The organism is Formosa sejongensis, assembly GCF_033447105.1.
Taxonomy (GTDB): Bacteria; Bacteroidota; Bacteroidia; order Flavobacteriales; family Flavobacteriaceae; genus Formosa.
This window is the reverse complement of record NZ_JAWQUN010000006.1, coordinates 150,556-170,595: the sequence shown is the minus strand read 5'-3', so window position 1 is coordinate 170,595 and position 20,040 is coordinate 150,556. Positions and strand designations below refer to the sequence as shown.

Annotated in this window: 12 protein-coding genes and 3 pseudogenes; 13 read left to right on the top strand and 2 right to left on the bottom strand. The window is 34.0% G+C overall.

The window, feature by feature from the left end:
- Positions 1-13 precede the first annotated feature (13 nt).
- Positions 14-232 (bottom strand): annotated as a pseudogene (locus R6X41_RS19830) (IS982 family transposase); the annotation flags it as partial.
- 275 nt (positions 233-507) lie between these two features.
- Between R6X41_RS19830 and R6X41_RS08760 the strand changes: the two are divergent.
- The 10 genes and pseudogenes from R6X41_RS08760 to R6X41_RS08715 all read left to right on the top strand — a co-directional run bounded on the left by R6X41_RS08760 (position 508) and on the right by R6X41_RS08715 (position 11,039).
- Positions 508-1,602, top strand: coding sequence for a GH116 family glycosyl-hydrolase (locus R6X41_RS08760; RefSeq protein ID WP_318499360.1), 1,095 nt, complete (start codon positions 508-510; stop codon positions 1,600-1,602).
- A 164-nt stretch (positions 1,603-1,766) separates the two neighbouring features.
- Complete coding sequence (locus R6X41_RS08755) at positions 1,767-3,317, top strand: sulfatase family protein (RefSeq protein ID WP_318499358.1); 1,551 nt, start codon at positions 1,767-1,769, stop codon at positions 3,315-3,317.
- Between the two features lie 216 nt (positions 3,318-3,533).
- Entirely contained in the window at positions 3,534-6,002 is a 2,469-nt protein-coding gene (locus R6X41_RS08750) for a glycoside hydrolase family 95 protein (protein WP_318499356.1), read from the top strand.
- A gap of 173 nt (positions 6,003-6,175) precedes the next feature.
- Positions 6,176-6,724, top strand: coding sequence for a sulfatase-like hydrolase/transferase (locus R6X41_RS08745; RefSeq protein WP_318499446.1), 549 nt, complete (start codon positions 6,176-6,178; stop codon positions 6,722-6,724).
- A gap of 136 nt (positions 6,725-6,860) precedes the next feature.
- Positions 6,861-7,100: pseudogene (locus R6X41_RS08740) on the top strand (sulfatase-like hydrolase/transferase); the annotation flags it as partial.
- Positions 7,084-7,365 (top strand): hypothetical protein, encoded by a 282-nt coding sequence (locus tag R6X41_RS08735; RefSeq protein ID WP_318499354.1) that lies wholly within the window; start codon positions 7,084-7,086, stop codon positions 7,363-7,365. The pseudogene R6X41_RS08740 and the gene R6X41_RS08735, both read left to right, overlap by 17 nt.
- Positions 7,366-7,379: 14 nt before the next feature.
- The gene (locus tag R6X41_RS08730) at positions 7,380-8,675 is read left to right on the top strand and encodes a DUF6786 family protein (RefSeq protein WP_318499352.1); all 1,296 of its coding nucleotides are present in this window, start codon (positions 7,380-7,382) and stop codon (positions 8,673-8,675) included.
- A gap of 16 nt (positions 8,676-8,691) precedes the next feature.
- The gene (locus R6X41_RS08725) at positions 8,692-10,200 is read left to right on the top strand and encodes a sulfatase (protein WP_318499350.1); all 1,509 of its coding nucleotides are present in this window, start codon (positions 8,692-8,694) and stop codon (positions 10,198-10,200) included.
- A gap of 128 nt (positions 10,201-10,328) precedes the next feature.
- Complete coding sequence (locus tag R6X41_RS08720) at positions 10,329-10,790, top strand: transposase (protein ID WP_318499348.1); 462 nt, start codon at positions 10,329-10,331, stop codon at positions 10,788-10,790.
- A gap of 60 nt (positions 10,791-10,850) precedes the next feature.
- Positions 10,851-11,039 carry a transposase gene (locus tag R6X41_RS08715; RefSeq protein ID WP_318499346.1) on the top strand — a complete coding sequence of 63 codons (189 nt, stop codon included), beginning with the start codon at positions 10,851-10,853 and terminating at the stop codon, positions 11,037-11,039.
- Positions 11,040-11,328: 289 nt separating this feature from the next.
- Here the strand turns inward: R6X41_RS08715 and R6X41_RS08710 are convergent.
- A pseudogene (locus R6X41_RS08710) lies at positions 11,329-11,493 on the bottom strand (DEAD/DEAH box helicase family protein); the annotation flags it as partial.
- Between the two features lie 1,027 nt (positions 11,494-12,520).
- Here R6X41_RS08710 and R6X41_RS08705 point away from each other — a divergent pair.
- The 3 genes from R6X41_RS08705 to R6X41_RS08695 all read left to right on the top strand — a co-directional run bounded on the left by R6X41_RS08705 (position 12,521) and on the right by R6X41_RS08695 (position 20,038).
- A complete protein-coding gene (locus R6X41_RS08705) occupies positions 12,521-13,756 on the top strand; it encodes a tyrosine-type recombinase/integrase (protein WP_318499344.1) in 1,236 nt (411 codons plus the stop codon).
- A gap of 455 nt (positions 13,757-14,211) precedes the next feature.
- On the top strand, positions 14,212-15,327 hold the full coding sequence (locus tag R6X41_RS08700; RefSeq protein ID WP_318499342.1) for a hypothetical protein: 1,116 nt from the start codon (positions 14,212-14,214) through the stop codon (positions 15,325-15,327).
- Between the two features lies 1 nt (position 15,328).
- On the top strand, positions 15,329-20,038 hold the full coding sequence (locus tag R6X41_RS08695; protein WP_318499339.1) for a hypothetical protein: 4,710 nt from the start codon (positions 15,329-15,331) through the stop codon (positions 20,036-20,038).
- Positions 20,039-20,040: the final 2 nt, after the last annotated feature.

Here is a 20,040-nt window from a genome sequence, read left to right as displayed (position 1 = left end):
TTTAGTGGAATCATTGCATATGCTTTTGGACATAATAAATATAAAAATGCTTAAAGGTTCTAAACCCACTAAATTGAAATAAGATAGTGATAGTAACCACTTTACTTTTAGACATTATTGAAGGTCATTTTGTGGGGTTCCCTAAAAGATGTTTTTCTACAACTAGGTCATATTCCTTTGAAAACTCATAAGCCAAACAGAAAATTTCAGTAACTTTAATGTAAATTATTATAGATCGGTTTTTGGGTTAATAAATTGGATTTAAGCACTTTAATCTGCTTAAAAACTATCTTTTGTATTGTTAAAATACTACATGATTATTAATCGAACTCAGGTGATTACTAAGTAATTGGAGGAATGCAATCAGGAACGGGATGCCACCAACCATCCGGGGTTTGAATCCTTTGATGGTGAAATTGCTCGATTTTTAATTTATTAAAGTCCGTTGTCTGACAATGAATTTAAAGCCATAGCGGATGATTTAACAACAGTCTATAATATTAAAAAATGAAAAAACTAATTTACTCATATGTTCTGCTTTTTTGTGTCTCAAGTTTTTTAAATGCTCAGATAAAAAGTATTGAATGGGCAGTACTTAAAACCTACGACCAAAATCATACCGACCGAATAGCTATGCCAATTGGTGGTATTGGTACGGGAACAATATCTCTGAGAGGTTATGGTGCTTTAATAGATTGGGAAGTTATGAGTCGCTCGGCCAAAGGCTATAACCCGTTATATGCCGGTGTGGAAGTGATAAATCGAGCACCATTTTTCTCCATTTATATTAAAGAAGAAAATAAAGATGCACAAGCACTTATTTTAGAGGCACCAGTGCCAACCAGATTTGATGATGGTTTTTACAGTTCTAAAGCACCCAATCATGGACTGCCACGTTTCTCAGAGTCCACCTTTCAAAAGGCTTATCCTTTCGGACAAGTATTGCTTAAGAATAAAGGACTACCTGTGGAAATTACAGTTGGAGCATTCAATCCATTTATACCAGGTAATGCAGAGGATAGTAGTCTACCCATGGCTGTATTGAGTTATAAAGTGAAAAACACAAGTGAAAAACCAATTACGATTTCTTTAGCTGGAAATATCCCTAATTTTATTGGTTTTGATAGTAAAGAAGGTAAAGCTTATCAAAACATCAATGCCTATAAAGAGGAAAATGGTTTGAAACGGATGCATTACACAGCCAATAAGGAAATTGAAAAAGAAAGTACGCAATGGGGAACTTTTAGTTTAGTAACCAATAATGATGGCGAAGTATCCCATCGAACCGCTTTGAAACCGGGTGAGTGGGGGAAAAGTACCTTGGAATTTTGGGATGATTATGCAGATGATGGTTTGCTGCAAGAAAGAATCTCTGATCAAAAAAATAATATGGAGTCTTTAGCGGTAAAAACAACTTTAGCTCCTAATAAAGAAAAAAATATTCGATTTTTTGTGACTTGGAAATTCCCTAATCGTCCGGCATGGGGCAATACAAAGTATAATGTGGGTAATTATTATGCTACCCAAAATGTAGATTCATGGGAAGTAGCGCAGAAAAACATCACTAGAATCAAGCATGAGAAAACTAATCTCAAAGACTAACATCCAGATATTGTTATTCAACTAAAAAATGCGATGGAAAAATTGGATGCGGAAGTAACAAAAAAAGCACGACCTGTAAGACATGTTGAAAACCCTAAAGCGTTAACAATAAACAAAAAACAAAAAACAAAAAACAAAAAACAAAAAACAAAACTAGATTAAAAATGAAACATTTATTATTTATTTTTTTGTCATTTTCAATAATGACAGCACAATCAAAAAAACCTAATCAACAAAAACCTAATATCATCTATATTCTGGCAGATGATATGGGGTATGGCGATGTAAAAAGCTTTAATCTAGAAAGTAAAATTCCAACACCAAACTTGGATAATATGGCTGAAAATGGTGTTAAATTTACGGATGCGCATACATCATCGGCTGTTTGTACACCAACGCGCTACGGTATTCTAACAGGACGTTACAACTGGCGTTCAACTTTAAAACAGTCGGTACTTGGAGGATTCTCTACCGCACTGATAAAACAAGATCGTACTACCATTGCCGAAATGCTTAAAACAAAAGGGTATACCACCGCTTTTATAGGAAAGTGGCATTTGGGCTGGGACTGGGCTATTATTGAAGAAGAAAACACTTCAGGTCGTGACGATTGGAGCGCACAATTAGCTGTAGATTACAGTATTCCTGTAAAGAATGGTCCATCTACACATGGTTTCGATTATTCTTTTGGCTTTTGTGGTTCGCTTGATATGGCACCGTATGTTTATGTTGAAAATGATGTTCCTACTATGGTGCCAACCAAAAAAACGGTTAGTGTTGATGAGAAAGGATTCTGGAGAGAAGGGGTTACATCAGATGATTTTGACCATACCAATGTTTTACAGGATTTGACCAATAAGGCCATCGGTTTTATTGATGAAAAAGCTAAATCTGATGCACCATTTTTCTTATATTTTCCTTTACCTGCACCACATACACCTATATTACCAACAACAGAATTTTTAGGAAAAAGTAATACCAACATGTATGGCGATTTTGTAATGCAGGTGGATGATGTGGTACGTCAAATTAGAGAAGCTCTAAAAAAACAAGGTATTTCAGAAAACACGTTATTAGTATTTACAAGTGATAATGGTTGTTCGCCAAGAGCTAATTTTGAAGAGCTCGCTAAAGTAAAGCATAGTCCGAGTTATATTTATAGAGGAATGAAGGCCGATATTTTTGAAGGAGGCCACCGTGTGCCTTTCATTGTAGAGTGGCCTAATAAAGCATTGAAAAATTCAAGTTCTGACCAAACAATTTGTACCACCGATTTTTTTGCTACATGCGCAGAAATAGCTGGCTACAAAATTCCAGACACCGAAGCAGAAGATAGTTTCAGTATGCTGCCAATTATTATAGGGAAAAAGAATTCTGAAATCCGTGAATATACCATTCATCATTCTATAAATGGATCTTTTGCTATCAGGAAGGGTGATTGGAAATTAATTCTTTGTCCTGGGTCTGGAGGCTGGAGTTACCCTAAGCCACAGGATATAAAAATGGAAGCACTTGTTTTGCCAAATATGCAGTTGTACAATTTGAAAGACGATATAGGTGAAACCAATAACTTAGTATCTGTGTTCCCAGACAGAGTCGCAGAATTAAAAGCAGCCCTCAAAAAAATCATTCTCGACGGAAGAAGTACCCCTGGAGCCATTCAGGAAAATGACAATATGGAAGGCTGGAAACAAATTAAAAATATTGTAAATTAGAATTTTTGATAAATTATATATCCAATATACCAATATTCAGAACATACTTGAAAGCAGAAGGTGCCTTAAAATTAAAGTTAGCAGCAGGTGGAGGTGTTTGTGTTAAAATTAAGTCGGTAAAGTGAACAAATGAAAACCCAAAATGGGTATTTAACGAAAAAAGACCAAGACCAATCGATATAATTGATTGCTAAAAAGTATTTAAATTTTATTTAGATGAAAAACATTTTTTACATAATACTATTCACTATTTTTTCTTTACAGTTAAACGCACAGATTTTGTTACACTATGACAAACCTGCAAGTAAATTTACATCAGAGCAGCGAGCGAATCCAAATAAATTGGGTTACATGCAAGAGGCTTTGCCATTGGGTAATGGTCGTTTAGGCGCTATGTTTTCTGGAGGCATTGATGAGGAACACATGATGATTAATGATATCACCTTATGGATGAACAGCAAGCGAGGGCTTGATGAAGCGGCTCAATCTGGAACAAGAATAGGGGCTTATAAGAATTTTGAAAAAGTTCGAGAAGCATATAGACAGGGTAATTACGGCACTTCCGAAAATAGCATGGAATCCATGGCTACCAAATATTTAAGTAGTAATCAGCCATTAGGTAATTATGCACCTTTCACCGATTTGTATGTTTCTACGGGTCATGATAGTATAGCCGTAAGTAATTACACTCGAACTTTAGACGCTCGTTCAGGGATTGGTTCAGTAAGTTATAGTATTGATAATGCTCATTTTAAAAGAGAATATTTCTGTAGCCATCCAAATGATGTGTTTGCCGTGAGATATACAGCCCAAAACACTAAAATGAATCTCAAAATTAAGGTTGGTACTTTACATAAAATGAATAGCGTTAAGTCTAAAGAGAATGCTATCATATTGACAGGAAAAGTCACCATGGTTCAAGATGATATCGAATTTCAGCAGTTGGTTCACATTGATGCTGGAAACGGAACGTTGTTGCCGCAAGAGGATGGTTCGATACTCGTCGAGAATGCAACGGACGTTAAAATATATCTAACCGCATATACAGATTATTTACCTATTTATCCATCTTTTAAAGGGCGCGATTATAAAGTAGATAGTGAAAACGTCATGGATGAAGCTGTTAAATTGGGTTATGAAAATCTGAAAAAATCACATGAAAAGGATGTTTCAGAATTAATGGATCGTTGCCAGTTGAAATTGGATTATGAACCTTCAGGTTTAACAACTGATAACTTAGTGAAAAGAGGTTCTAGTCTAGAATTAGAAACCCTCTATTTTAACTATGCACGCTATTTGCAATTGAGTTGTTCGCGAACCGCTCCGGTGCCTTCAAACTTGCAAGGACTTTGGAATGGCGACTTAAAACCAGCATGGAATAGTGATTATCACACGGATATAAATCTAGCTATGAATTACTGGATGGTAGAAACAGCAAACCTTCCCGAGTCTTTTACACCCTATGTGAATTATATGAAAATGATTGCCGAGTCAGGTAAATATGTTGCACAAGAATCTTTTGGAATTAAAAAAGGTTGGAGTATGGGGCTTAATGGTAATGTATTTGGATTCACTGCACCAAATGAACACGGTAGGCGTATGCAACAATCAGGAGCATGGCTTTGTCAAAACCTTTTTGAGCATTATGCTTTTAATAAAGACAAAGGTTATCTTGAAGAAATTTATCCCATTTTAAAAGGGGCAGCAGAATTTTATATGGAGTTTTTGGCGCCTTGGAAGGATGGTACTCTTGTTGTGTATCCAACTTGGTCTCCAGAAAATGCCTATTTAACAAATACTTATGGCAACTTAAATAAACAAGCCTATGGCGCTTCATTTGAGCAGCAATTAGCATTAAATTTATTTACCGATTGTATTGAAGCATCTACCGTTTTAGGGCGTGATGAAGCGTTTAGAAAAAGTTTACAAGAAATTATTCCTAAACTTTCTCCTCAAAAAATTGGGCAATACGGACAATTACAAGAATGGCCAGAAGATTGGGACAGCCCAACAGACCAACATCGTCATATTTCACATTTAATAGCTTTGCATCCTGGTCGTGATTTTTCGCCATTAACAACTAAGGAAATATCAGATGCTGCATTGGTTACCATGAAACATCGTGGTGATATTTCAACCGGATGGAGTACCGCATGGAAAACGAACTTTTGGGCACGACTTCATAATGGTGAAAAAGCACATCAGTTTTATCAGTTTTTAACATCAGAAAGGGCATATTCCAATTTGTTCGATTTTCATCCACCATTTCAAATTGATGGAAATTTTGGTGGAACAGCTGGGGTTTGTGAAATGCTATTGCAAAGTCATTTAAGAAGTGTAAACAACAAGGCGAAAACTATTGAAGAAGCTGCCTTTATTGCATATAAAAAGGACACTGAAAATACCAATCAATTTTTGCCAGTAGTACCCGATGAAACCTTATCAAAGGCTCCATACATTTTACACCTTCTACCAGCATTACCTTCTGCTTGGCTTAATGGAAATATAAAAGGATTACGAGCACGTGGTGGCTTTGAGGTAGATATAGAATGGGCAAATGGACAATTGGTAGCCGCAACTATTAGAGCAAATAAAGGAGGTGATTTTAGAATTTATTATAATAAATCCCTTAGTAAAGTAATTTCTTTGGATGAAGGAGAAACAATGATTTGGAAAAATAAATAATTAATCAAAGTATCAATATGAAACTAAAGCTAATAAAGAGTTCTAAATTCAAAAACTAATAAAGAGATGAAAAAAACAACTTCGATTAGTGTATTGGTAATATTACGCTTTTATCCTTCGCTCAAAGGCAAAGTGATGATTGGCCTGTATTAAAAACGTATGGCTAACACCATATTCCAAAAGCTGAAAAGCCTAATTTTATTATCATTTTTACTGGTGATCAGGGGTATCAAGATTTAGGTTGCTTTGGTTCACCCAATATAAAAACGCCCAATATATATAAGATGGCAACGGAAGGTATGAAGTTTACTAGTTTTTACGCTCAAACCGTATATGGGCCATCACGAGCAGCGTTAATAACGGGGTGTTATCCCTTGCGAAATACAAGAAACGATGATGAGGAAGTTGCTTCCCGATATTATTTTAATCTTAAAAGGTTGATGGATTTATTTAGAGATACGTTTCGTGATAATTACTTACCTGTTGTCATCGGAAAAATATCAGACTCAGGTAATGATAAAGATGGAACAGTTTGGGATTATGGTGAATTGGTACAATATGCTCAAGAAAAATATGCGAAGTTAGATGATAATGCCAGTATTGTTAGGAGTACAAAAGATTATGATTATTCAGATTCTTGGCATTATGATAGCAAAGGATATATTGATTTAGGAGAAAAATTTGCTGAAGCTGTTTTTTATTTAAACAACCTTAAATATTAAAAATTTATGAAAGATATAATAAGATTAACGGTGCTTGTTTTGGTGTTATTGTCAATTAATGACATTGCGGCACAAAAAAAAAACAACCAAACATTGTATTAATTAATGCGGATGATCTTGGTTAGGGGATTTAGGTTGTTATGGAGCCACCAAAGTAAAAACACCTAATATTGATAAACTAGCAGGTGAAGGAAAAATATTTACAGATGCCCATTCGGCTTCTGCAGTGTGTACACCTTCTCTTTATGCGTTGCTTACAGGGCAATATCCCTTTCGTGCAAATAATGGAGAAGGCATTTGGGGGCCTGCAGGAATTACAGCAGAATTAATGATAAAACCAGAGCAATTAACCATTGCAGATGTTTTTGAAAAATAGTGGTTATGCAACAGCAGCTATGGGAAAATGGCATTTAGGCTTTGGAATAGGTGAAAATAATTGGCAAGACCCCTTAAGTCCTGAACCTAATGATTTAGGTTTCGATTATTACTATGGAGTACCTTTGGTGAATAGCGTACCTCCTTTTGTAAATGTAGAAAACACATATGTTGTAGGTGGTGATCCAAAAGATCCTTTGGTGTATTTAGGAAATGAAAGCCATTTTAGATTCATATATACCAATAGAACAAATAAAAAAAACTAAATAAATTTTGATTTATGAAACAAAAAGTATCAATTAACATCGGAAGCATTGGAATCGTTGTATTCTCAATTTTGTTAACCACTTCATGTAATTTTAAAAAGAAATCTGAAGAGGCAAAAGAGAGCCTTTCAACAGACTCACTAAATAATTCAGAAAAAAATATGATTACCTATGGCGAAGATGTCGCATTCATGGAAAACTACATCGATTTAATTCAACTTACAGATGTCACTGGCAATTCTAAAGTCGCCATATCTGCAGCGCTTCAAGGTAGAGTTATGACCACAAGTGCTTTTGGAAATAGCGGAAGAAGCTACGGTTGGATTAATAGAGAGTTGTTTAAATCTAAAGACACTTTGGATCATATAAATGTATTTGGAGGTGAAGAACGTTTTTGGTTAGGACCCGAAGGTGGACAATATTCTATTTTTTTTGAAAAAGGAGCTGAATTTACCTTGGATGATTGGTACACACCAAGGCTTATTGATTTGGAACATTTTGATGTTGAAAATCAATCTTCGACTAAAGTGGTTTTTACAAAAAAGGCATCCTTAAAAAACTATTCTGGTTTTGAATTTGACATGGGTATTCAGCGTGAAATCGCTATCCTTTCTAAAAGTGAAATACAAAAAGAATTGGGTTTAAATTCAATTACAGATAACATCAAAGTAGTTGCCTACCAAACTACAAATACACTTACAAATATCGGGCAATCGGAATGGAAAAAAGAAACAGGCTTGCTGTCTATGTGGATGTTAGGTATGTACAATCATTCACCAAATACAACCATTATGATACCTTATATTTCAGGGGATGAATCTGAACTAGGCATACCAGTGAATGATAATTACTTTGGTAAAGTACCTTCCGAACGCTTGGTTGTAAAAGAAGACATTATTTATTTTAGTGGTGATGGCGAATATCGAAGTAAAATAGGATTATCTCCAAGGCGAGCTAAAGATGTTGCTGGGTCATACGATTCGAAAAATGGCATATTAACTATTGTAAAATACAATAAACCAGAAGGTGTAACCGATTATGTAAACTCCATGTGGGAAATTCAAAAAGAACCTTTTGCTGGCGATGTTATCAATGCTTATAATGATGGTGAACCAAGTCCTGGCGAAAAACCATTAGGGCCTTTTTATGAGTTAGAAACATCTTCTCCAGCTATGGCTTTAAAATCTGGTGAAAGTGGAACGCACGTTCAGTTAACTTGTCATTTTGAAGGTGATATTGACGTGTTAAATCCGATAATCAATAAGGTGTTTGGAGTTTCTGCTGAAGACATCAAAAATGCTTTTAATTAAAAAAAATCAGATTAAAATGATACCGTTTTTTAAAATATTTGGGTTTGTTGCGGTTTGTTCTTTAACATTATTAACATGTAAAGGACAGCAAAGCAATGAAAAGAAACCAAATATCATTTTTATTATGGCTGATGATTTAGGTTGGCAAGATGTTGGTTTTATGGGAAGTAATTATTTTGAAACTCCAAATTTAGATGCTTTAGCAAAAGAAAGTCTCGTTTTCAATCAAGCCTATATGTATCCAACATGTTCGCCATCAAGAGCGGCTTTGCTAACAGGGAAACAATCCTTTAGAACCCAAATATATAATGTGCCGGTTTTGGAAAAAGGAGATGATAAGCACAATATTTTTTCCCGTTGGACAGTGGGTCTGGAACACACCATGTATGCTAAACCATTAAAAGAAGCTGGTTATAAACTCATTCATTTAGGGAAATGGCATGTTGTGGGGCCAAATCCAGAGGAAGAAGTAAATTATCCTTTTCAGAAACCTTTGAAACAACCTGCCAATGGAAATTTAGATTGGTTGGAAAATCATTTAACTACCCAAATCCAACAATATTATCCGCAAGGAAAAGGGTTTGATGAAAACGTTGGAGGCACTTGGTGGGGCGACCCAGCCAGAGGATACTTCAAAGGATATAATTCTGAAAGCGGTGGCTATAAAGCGCCTTTCAAAAATCCTTTTTTAGAAGTTAAAGAAGACGGTGGATGGCTTACCGACAGATTAACCGATGATGCTATCGATTTTATCAAACGAAATAAAAAGGAACCGTTTTTTGTAAACCTTCATTATTATGCACCACATCGCCCTACAGTTCCAAGGGACAAGGAATCATTTCAAAAATTTTTAAACAAAGTATCTGATTCCATTACAGGTCAAGGAGAAAAGCGTTTGGAAGAAATTGCAGGTTACGCCTCCATGATTGCCTCTATTGATGAAAATGTAAAACGCATTTTCGATTATTTGAACGAGCATGGTTTAAGAGAAAACACGATTGTGATATTTACTTCAGACAACGGGTTTAACGGTTTACAAAGTAATACAAATACGCTTCGCGGTGAGAAAGGAACTGTGTATGAAGGCGGAATCCGCGTTCCTGCTTTTGTGAATTGGAAGGGAAGAATTGCGTCAGGAAATTCTGAAATCCCTATCTGTGGCATGGATTATTTTCCAACGTTTTTAGAGTTGGCTAAAGTAAATGATTATGATGGAAAATTAGATGGAGAAAGTTTAGTGCCTTTATTAAAAGATAAAAAATGGAAAGAGCGTTCACTTTTTTGGCACCTTGCCAGTACTTATAAGAATCCACCATGCTCAATTATTAGAAAAGGAGATTGGAAACTTATTCAATTTTTAAATGATGGAAAAGTAGAATTATACAACCTAAATAACGATTTAAAAGAAGCTAACAATTTGGTGGATGAAAGTCCAGAAATAGTTTCGGAATTATTAGATGAACTCGTAACCTGGCGAAAAAATAATAAAGTGCCACTTCCGCCAGCTACCGTACTATCTTTTTGAAAAAATATTAAACAAGAAAATAAAACTTACGTCGCCATCAATTAAAGGTTTCTTGAGATTTTTTATGCTAATTAAGACCGTTGCTAGTGTGAAATTGTTAAAACGAGGTTTTTAACAATCTTAATTGTTTGTTTTTCAGTCAAATAAATACGTTTATCGATTGGAATACAATTGAAAAAGTAATAGATGCTGATTATTCTAAAAGGGAAAGTGCAGTAGGTAAGCCTTCATATAGCGGTCTTTTATTATTTAAAATGTGTATTTTGGAAAGTTGGTATAGACTGAGTGATTATGAAGTGGAAGATCGATTAAACGATAGTGTTTCATTTAGTTATTTTTGTAGCATGAACAGCGATAAAGTTGCACCAGACCACAGTACTTTAAGTAGATTTAGAACGGCCCTGACTCAAACCAAAACCTTTGAGAAGCTTTGCAGTTCTTTAAATGCACAATTAGAAGTTCACAACATCATTGTTAAAAAAAGAATTATAGTAGATGCAAGTGTTATAGACACCCCATTGCAACCTAAGGGTAAGAGTAATCACAAAGTAACCGAAGATCGTACAGAAAAAGTAATAGTCGTAAAATAAGAGTATGTAGAAAGCTTAGATAATGAGGGTACTTGGTTAAAAGTAAGAAGCGTTTATCATTTGGGTCTTAAAAAACATCACGTTACGGATCAAGAAGGTCTTGTTATAGGAGTATTAATCACCACTGCAAGTAAAAATGAGATAGCAAATTTAGAAAACGTGCTAGAAACAGTGAATATAAATTTATCAAAAGACATTCCTTTAAAAGTAGACAAAGGCTATCAATCAAGAAAAATGCAGACTTACTAAAGGAAAGAAACCTTAAAAATCACATTCTGAAAAAGTCAAAAAAGAATAAGCTACTCATTTTTTGGGAGAAGAAATTCAATAAATTAATAGGTAAAACAAGATTCAAATTAGAACGCACATTTAGAGGAATAGAAAGATGGTTTAACTGGGGTTAGCAAGATACAGAGGCATGGAAAAAATGTATGCCCAAAACCAAATGGATGCGATGTGTTATAATTTGAGTAGAAGTTCAGGGGTAATTGCGTCTAATATTAAAAATAAGCAAAATTTTATCTAAAACTTCTCGCTAAGCTGAAGCTTCGGAAGCTGATCCTCTATGGCACTCGTCTTTAACAACCAAGTCAAAGAAGTCTGGACTAAATTCTTTGTATGCATTTTTATCTTCGACTGTACTAGTTAAACCTTGATACAAGGCGAAGTATATTTGATGCGATTTATCAATATTTCGGTTTTTGCAATGAACTATTAACGGAATGGAATAACGTACTTATTTGCGACAAACAAGCGATTAGAGGGCATAAATATAAAGACAAGTTTACTACCCTAATTTTTAGTTAGACCTCTCTTATAACAAGTTAAAATACCACAGAAACAAACTCAACTCTATAATGGAAAACACCCTAATAACATCAAAAATGTAATAGCCAATTTGATAAATAACAAGTGTGAAATTCTAAACACCAAAACACACCAAATTAACCCTTTACATGTACGGTTAATAACTGGGGTTTCTACTTCTCAAAATACAGACCAAAACAGACGTTTTTGTTTAGTTATAGGTATAAATATATCAATGCAAAAACAGGATAGTAAATTCTTAAGACTTACGGGGTTGAGGTACTGCTATAAAACAGACATGAAAGTATTTAACGAGATTAAAAACAAACATCTACCTAAGAATTGGATAAACTCAAATTTTGAAACTCAGATAATCGAATTATTTAAAAGCATAAGAACCAAACACAGCGACCAGGGAAAAAAGCAAAGGAGACTATACACAGAAAATCAATTAACATTATTTGAAGTTGGCTAATACTTCATTACTATCTGACACACGCGTGTATAATATTAATCTAAACGGTTAAAGCACACTTTTAAAACAAATCTATTTTTAATGTAAGTATTTGGTTGTTAGTTTTTTATGTGCTTCTGGTGACCTATTTTTAAAATGAAGAATAGGTCACCGTATTGGTCTCGCTTCAGATGCTTTTATATACCGTTATACGACCTCCTAAAAAATAAAAAACCCCGTAAATAGTACAATTTACGGGGTTTTGTTGAGTTTTACCTCTGTAAAAGTGGAGTCGGAGACTAAGCTTTAAGGTAGTTTTTGTTATTAAATATTTTGTTGTATGTTGTTGTAAAACAGTGTTTTGCGACGATTTTTTATATCTTATTATAACTTTTCATAGTAATGAGATATAACAAAATTGTCAACGATTCTGTCAACGCGAATGTTTAACGAAATATTTTAAAAAATTATGAATTGTACTTTTAATTTAAGAAAACCTAAATCTCAAGAGGAGACTTTAATTTTGTTTTCATGCTACTTCAATGATGAAAAAAAGAAATTTGTCTATTCCATCAAGAAATCCATTTTACCTAAACATTGGGATTTTAATAATAAAGGGCCTAAAAAATCGGGGAAATTAGTGGCAAGAAATCAAGCTGAGATTTTTAAGAAAATTAGAGATTTTGAAGACGCTTTTCAACTTATTAAATCACTTTCAGAGTTAGGGGAGCAGGATTTCAATAGCGGTTCTTTAAAAGAACATTTTGACAGGAAGTTTGAACGCACAGTAAAGGTGAGTTCTTTTTTCGAGGTTTATGATAAGTTTACGGAGGAGAAGATAAAATTGAAAGAATGGAAGCCGGCTACAATTAAGCGCTATAAGAATATAAAAAGACTTTTGCTGGATTTTGAAAAGCAGAAAAAATATAAACTTACGTTTTCAAAAATTAATAAAAAGTTCTTTACTGAGTTTACTGATTTTTGTTTCGAGTATCGCAATCATTTTACTAATACGTTCAGTAGGAATGTAGGGCTGTTTAAAACATTTATGTTTTGGGCTAATAAAAATGGCTATGCTTTTAATGATAATTTTAAAGATTTCAAAAAGCCACAACGAGTATTAACAAGAGAAGAAACGCTTTCGTTGGAACAGATACAAGAGATACACCTATTTGATTGTGAGAATTCAGAATTGGAAAAAAGAAAAGACTGTTTTGTTTTTCAGTGTTTTACAGGAATGCGGTATGGGGATTTAAAACGTGTAAATAAGCGTATTTTAAACACAAATAATTGTTTAGTCTTAAAGGAAGAAAAGGATACAAGTAAACCTACAAGAGAAATTCCGTTACCATCAATAGCATTAGAAATCTTACTGAAGTATGATTATGAATTACCATTAATATCAAATCAGAAGCAGAATGATGCTATTAAAATAATACTAAAAGCTGCAGGATTTAACTATGATGTTGAGTATACGAGAACTAAAGGGGTAGAGCAACATACTATTATAAAGCCTTTTTGTCAACGAATTTCTACTCATACGGCTAGACGGAGTTATATCACTATCATGAGAAATAAACAAATTCCTGATAAAATAATTATGAGTATAAGTGGGCATAAGGATATTAAGACCTTTAATATGTACCATCAAGTAGATGATACAGCCAGAATAAGTGCAGTGAACAAAGTGTTTTCAGGAATCTAAATAATTATAAAAATATCATTTCTTAGAATCAGGCAATACTTAGAATTTAAGTATTGCCTTTTTTTGTGCTTGGACGAGGGTTCGAAGTTGGGAACTCCCTAGTTTACTTTCTAAAATTCACTCAATTTTAGTGGTTGTTTTATCAAGAATCTTCTCAAAATACTTTATAGTAAATTTTATCAAATTACTATTTATATTTAAAACCAGTGAGAATTGTAGGTTTTTTCCGCGTAATTAATTGAAAATCATTAAAATATACCCAATTTAGGGTATTTTATATGTTGTTTTTATAGGGTAAATTGTAGTGATTGATGTATAGGATATATAGAACATATGTTACATATATCTTTTATTTCGATTATATGGCACGTACTTACTATATATTATTCTTAATGTTCAAATTTTAAGTTAAGTAAAGAATACCGAAAACAGTAATTATTGAAACAACTCCCTTTATGAAAACAACAGTAATTCTATTGATATTAACACTCGGCACAGCATTGAGACCAAACACTATTTGTGCACAGGATACTGAGGATATTTTCAATACAACACTTGAGGAACTTTTTGCACAAATGGATAGCCAACCAAATTTTGATTTAACACTTAGGCTGACCCCCAGCTCCAGCCATAAAATCAATGAAATTAAGCATCATAACCATGGCGATTACTCAAATGGATCTATTGTGTCGAAAAGACCAAAAGATACTTTTGTTGATGAGCATTTTGTAAATCTGAGAATGTTTGAACCGAATTCAGGAATTGAAATAGAAATATCTACAAACAATTCAGAAACTATTGCCATAGGCCCACTAATAACCTATTACGATTTTTACAAATCCCTAAAAGACACTCTGGGGAAATTTGATATTAGCGTTGACGTAATGAAAGAACCAGAGAGATTATGGCATTATTCGCGTAATTCTAGGATCCAGGTTGATATAAGATATGATGTTCAGTTTAATAAAATGTCAATGCCATATGCACCCCAAAAAGAAATATTCCAAATAAAAATAGATCAAAATGGTGCGATTTCTTTACCCGCTTATTATGAGGTTGTTACAGGGCGTTTGAATGATGTAGAATCTGATAAAATAGTTACACCTATAAGAACTATGTCTATTAAAAGTGCGGAGAAGATAACGGTTTTAGATCAAAAACAATTTGCAACTAATTACGAAATAGAAAAAAAAATACTGAATTTTTACACCAAATTCATTACAAATGGGGCAACGAACTTAAATGTTAAAAATTTTAGAGTAACTGTTTCCCCTCCCAAAAATGACTTAGATATTGTATTTATATATAAAAAGCATATTGTCAGATGTGTTTACACAGGTGAAACCATTGATAAATATTTTAAAAGACAAAAGAGAGACGATGTGACTTTGATGAGCAATATGATCCGCAAGAGAAAGAAGAAACTCCGAATCATCTCTAACGATCCAAAACAGTATTGCTTCAAAAGAGAGTATGCAGAAAATGTGCGTTATAAAGAAAAGCGTATTTGGATTTACTATAACAGAAACAAATATATCCCACTTCCGGGCGACATAATTAAAATTAATTAATATGATTGAGAGATTAAAAACCGGCTTATTTAATGTTTCACTAATTGGGATTGAAGGTCTTCATTCAGTGTATAGCTCAGGTAATCAGTTTTATGCGGAAGGGGACTTCAAAATGGAATTGGCAATTTTAGGTTCGATACTGGAATCAGAATCAATCACTGTAGCAAAGGGAAAGTTAGAGGTAATTAAAAAAGATGAAAACTATTATGTAGAACGTGTTTCTGGCCTCACAATCAATAAACTTGATTTTAACTTCAATCCAATCCCATTGGCAAAGAATGCTATATCAGCATATTTATATGTTAGGAAAGTTTCGTTAAGTAAGGGCAAGAATAAACCTACAGGTGTATTTTTTGAAAAATTTGCCGTTTCCTTAATTGGTCTATTGGATGAACCTAAGTTTGATTTTGATAAAAAGCTATTTTACCATTCTGGTAAAGATCCAGCTATTTTCAACAGGTCTGGAGGTACTATTTTGGTTCATGACGATGATGGTGGCTTAACTCTAAAAACTAAAATTAGCTCAGGGAACTCTGATGGCTCTACATTCCTAGATCACTTTAAAGGATTGACCTTAGCTATACCAGACTTCTCATTGGTATCTTTTGATCTAACTCTAGGTGACATTAAGTTTCTATCCGAAAAGAAAGAAGATAAGTTTTATGTGAAAATAGACAAAGAATTAAAACTAGAATTGGACAATGAAGATATGTTAGGTGATTTTTCATTTCTAGATATCTATGAATTAAGGTGTATTGATGGCTGGATTACTTCCACTGTAATTAGTGAAGACGAACTTATTCATACAACTCTTTCCCTGATTAAAACAGACGAAAGTCATAAGGGAAACAGAACAAAACTGGTTACTAATACTAGAAGATTAACTTTCAACTACCCAATTGAGATTGGCAATACAGCGTTTTTAAAAGAAAAAGGTACTCCTAGTTTTCTAAATCTAGAAAACACTTCATTTATTGATGTCCCACACTTTGTTTACGAGAGTGATCTTGACGAAGAACCAACTCTTAAAAATCAGAAGTACGGAATTTCTATTCGCAACCTAGAAGATGAAAACGGGGCGCCAATAATTATGGATGCTGATGTTGCGGTTATAAGATATTCCGAATCTGACAATGGAGAATTCTTTTTACAGGCTGGTGACAACAATAAGGATAACTCCCAATATGTGAAAGTAAAAGGACAAGAGATGAAGTCCATTCTTGTACCAAAGCCTAATGTAATAAAACAGGGACATCCAAGAAGTGTAAGTATTCCATTAAACAAACCAACTGTTGTTATAAATGGCAACACATCTAGATCTAGCTTTCTTATTAATACCCAAATAAAGAAATTTAGAATTTACAACTCGAGTCTTGAGCTACCGCCTTTCAGACCAGGACAGCAAATTGATTCTAGTAATCTAAATTCGAGTACGGTTAAAAAGTACGACAGTCTAAATTTTGATCATTCAGATGAGTACATCGAGTTTGATATTTATCAGGGTGATGAAAAGGATTCTAAAGATGGAATTATACCCGTTGAAAAAGAATGGATTGAGAAATATAAAGCTCGGAACAACACAACTCTAGACCTTATTGACTTAAAAGGAGCTCAAATTATATACGCTCCAGAGGCTAATAACTCAATTTTACTTAGTGAGTTTGGGAATATAAAAATATCTGTTAATTCGGAAACAGATGAAAATTTCGAAGAGCCATTAGAGTTTTTAGCTTTCTCAGCTAGCCTTGTTCTAGGTAGTGCCGCTTTGTCTGCCGCCTATTTTTGTAATTCTGTCGATTCAACAGAAATAAGATCCTGTCTAAGTAATAAGGGAAAGGAATATATAAACATCCAGTTTGATATTACTGGAATTGCTAATCCAAAAAAAATCGCACCCTGGCTAAAGAGCAACAAGTCTAAAAATCTAAAAATTGAAATTTATAATGGAGATGATGATAACTTTAATAAAAACAACAAAGAGTTAAAGCGATTCATAAATAACAACATTAAGATTAGCGAACCTGTGGAAGGCAGGAAATCAATCGGATTTTGGCCTGTATTTGGCGGAATAGGTATTCCCCTTGTTATCAAGGAGAAAAATAAGCCGGACAAGTACCCACAAGAGATCGTAAACGACAGATTTAAGAATATATTTTGTGGGATAGGAATAGATCTAGCAGAAGAATCGAGGTTAGACTTTGATAGTAATTTTGGGTTTGATTTAGAATCTCTCAAAGATCTTGCTGAGAATCACAAATACAAAAAGCTATTTCCTACAATTAATGGAAATGAAAGCGTAAATGGGTTTGTTGACCCTACAAGTACCAAGTTTAATGGTATTGTTTTTAGGAACATGCCTTTAATGGTTAAATTAAATGTCGATACAGGTAAACTAGGCATGTATTTTAAAGAGCTTCAAGATAGTGTTAATAAGAACTTATTTCTTGAATTTGGTTGGAAGGATGAAAGTGGATTCACTTGGATAGCACGTCTGCCTCAAGAAAATAGAGATGATGATGGATTTGAAATCTCTGTAATTAAGAATCAACTAATGAAGTTTAGCCTATATGACTTGGAATGTATAGGTCATAAAGGAAAAATGAACTCTTTCTCTATGAACATAAATTTTGGCCTTTTCCAAAAAAGTGAAGATGAATACGAGATAAACCTAAAAGCAAAAGCCGAGGTAACATTTGATAGTAAAGAAGGAATTGATAAACTTAAGATAGTTCCTTTACCTGAGTTCTCAGGTCCGATAGATGTAAGTAATATTCTCCCTGGTTTTGAATTCATCCAGTTTGAATACATTGAAACCGATCTAGATAAGTTCGATGCACGCGTTAGCTTATACCCTAATGACAAGTTGGCCAAAGCTCTTCCAATCTTTGATGTAAATCCAAAAGATAGCGGAGTAGACGCTTCACATGTTATGAGGTCCATGCTTGCATTTGACTCTAAGAACGGAAAGACAGTACTATCACTTTATGGTAGTTCAGAGAAAATTCGACTTTTCGGATGGATACCCTTTGAATTTAAGGCCTTGAATATTATTGCTTCAGACCAATTAAAGCAAATAGAAGTAGTAGGAAAAATTACTTTATCTGATAGTTTGAGTATAGGTGGTAGAGTTGTTATACGTCAATTAAACTCGAAAGAAAACTTATTAGATAACTCCAAATGGGAGTTTGATATTGAGTTGGATAAAATTCAAACAAAATTAGAAATCTCAGAAGATTTTAAGTTGGAAGGCTATTTAGCTTGGGTGAGTACAACGGCAAAGACACCCAATTATATTGACGACCCTTCAAAAGTGCCGTATGAACCATTGAACGAGAATCAATTAATAGAGAAGGGAGCTTCAAAAGTATTTCTTGGAATATTAAAGGTTAAAACGTCCGGAATATTAGGCAAGTTCGATGTATTTACAAAAGTAGGTTCGAAAAATGGAGTGCCATTTTCGGTATTTGGTATGACTAGCGACCAAGCACTACCCCTTGGCCCTGGAACACTAGAAGAACCTGAATTAGTTATTGCAAGCAATTCCGATATTGATAATAGAATTGATACTATAGTTACAAATAGCTTAGGAGGTACTTTAGAAGGTCTTAGACCAGTTTCGGATTCTCTAAACGACAGGGTTAAATGGTTGAATAAATTCCAATACTCAAGTAAAACTAAAACTACTCTTTTTGCATCTGGTAAATTAACATATCCGAATATAGCCGAAACCCAATCTAAAAATTACTCGGGTGTTCTACTTTCTTCATCAGGTATTTTTCGTGTAGAGGCTTGGGTCAATATTTTTGGTATTAAAGAAGTTCAATTGATCTTTGCAATTGATACTAGAAATAAACGTTTTACGGTTGGTTTTCAACTGCCGGCTTTACCTTATCCCAACGAAAAAAATCCGGAAGTGGTTATAAGACCGGGGCAAGTAATTCTAGGAGCTAGCTATGATAAACCAGATTATTTTTTACTGGCGATGGGCTGGCCTCCCAAAAAAGCAAATGATCCTCTAGACAGACATTGGCATAAATTAAGCGAGGCAGAATGGAAAAATGCTAAATGGCCAGCGCCAAACGTTATTGGTGCTGGAGTAAAATACGAAATTGATTTAAAAAGTGACTCATTCGTTTTTGGTCTTGCATTGAAAGCAGGTTGGAAAAAAGACATCAGTTTCGGTATTGGAAAAGCCGGTTATGATATCAACTTTGGCGGACTACTTGAAGTAAAGTACAACTTTAAGAAAAACCAATTTATTCCTACCAATAAAAACTTAAACAATTCAAGGTTCTTGGGCTCTGTATTAGGCGAAATAAACTTAACTATTAATTCGGCTAATACACCATTTTTTGAGAAAGACCTTTCTTTATATGAGGATTACCTGGAAATAAAGAAAAGTTTAAATTCTCTGACAATGCAATCTATTGAGATCAAGGGGGAAGCTTTTGTAAACCTAACAGGCTATGCTAAAATTATGATTTTCGGAATCACATTAGCCGGAGTAAAAGCAGATGGGAATGCGAGAATGCGAGTTTTTGGCAATACCGAAAGAGGAATCACTGATATATCAGGTTCGTTTGGACTTAGTTATTGTGTCAAAATAGGAAGTAAAACGAAATGTAAATCTTCAACTGTAAATGTGGTCATCGTTAGAAAAAGCAAAAAAAGAAACTATTCAAACTATCAACTACTCTCAAATAATTATTAAAT

Excerpts from the sequence above, each read along its gene's own strand:
- R6X41_RS08700 (WP_318499342.1), top strand. The coding sequence starts at position 14,212 with ATGAAAACAACAGTAATTCTATTGATATTAACACTCGGCACAGCATTG.
- R6X41_RS08695 (WP_318499339.1), top strand. The coding sequence starts at position 15,329 with ATGATTGAGAGATTAAAAACCGGCTTATTTAATGTTTCACTAATTGGG.
- R6X41_RS08725 (WP_318499350.1), top strand. The coding sequence starts at position 8,692 with ATGATACCGTTTTTTAAAATATTTGGGTTTGTTGCGGTTTGTTCTTTA.
- R6X41_RS08705 (WP_318499344.1), top strand. The coding sequence starts at position 12,521 with ATGAATTGTACTTTTAATTTAAGAAAACCTAAATCTCAAGAGGAGACT.
- R6X41_RS08735 (WP_318499354.1), top strand. The coding sequence starts at position 7,084 with ATGTTTTTGAAAAATAGTGGTTATGCAACAGCAGCTATGGGAAAATGG.
- R6X41_RS08750 (WP_318499356.1), top strand. The coding sequence starts at position 3,534 with ATGAAAAACATTTTTTACATAATACTATTCACTATTTTTTCTTTACAG.
- R6X41_RS08760 (WP_318499360.1), top strand. The coding sequence starts at position 508 with ATGAAAAAACTAATTTACTCATATGTTCTGCTTTTTTGTGTCTCAAGT.
- R6X41_RS08755 (WP_318499358.1), top strand. The coding sequence starts at position 1,767 with ATGAAACATTTATTATTTATTTTTTTGTCATTTTCAATAATGACAGCA.
- R6X41_RS08730 (WP_318499352.1), top strand. The coding sequence starts at position 7,380 with ATGAAACAAAAAGTATCAATTAACATCGGAAGCATTGGAATCGTTGTA.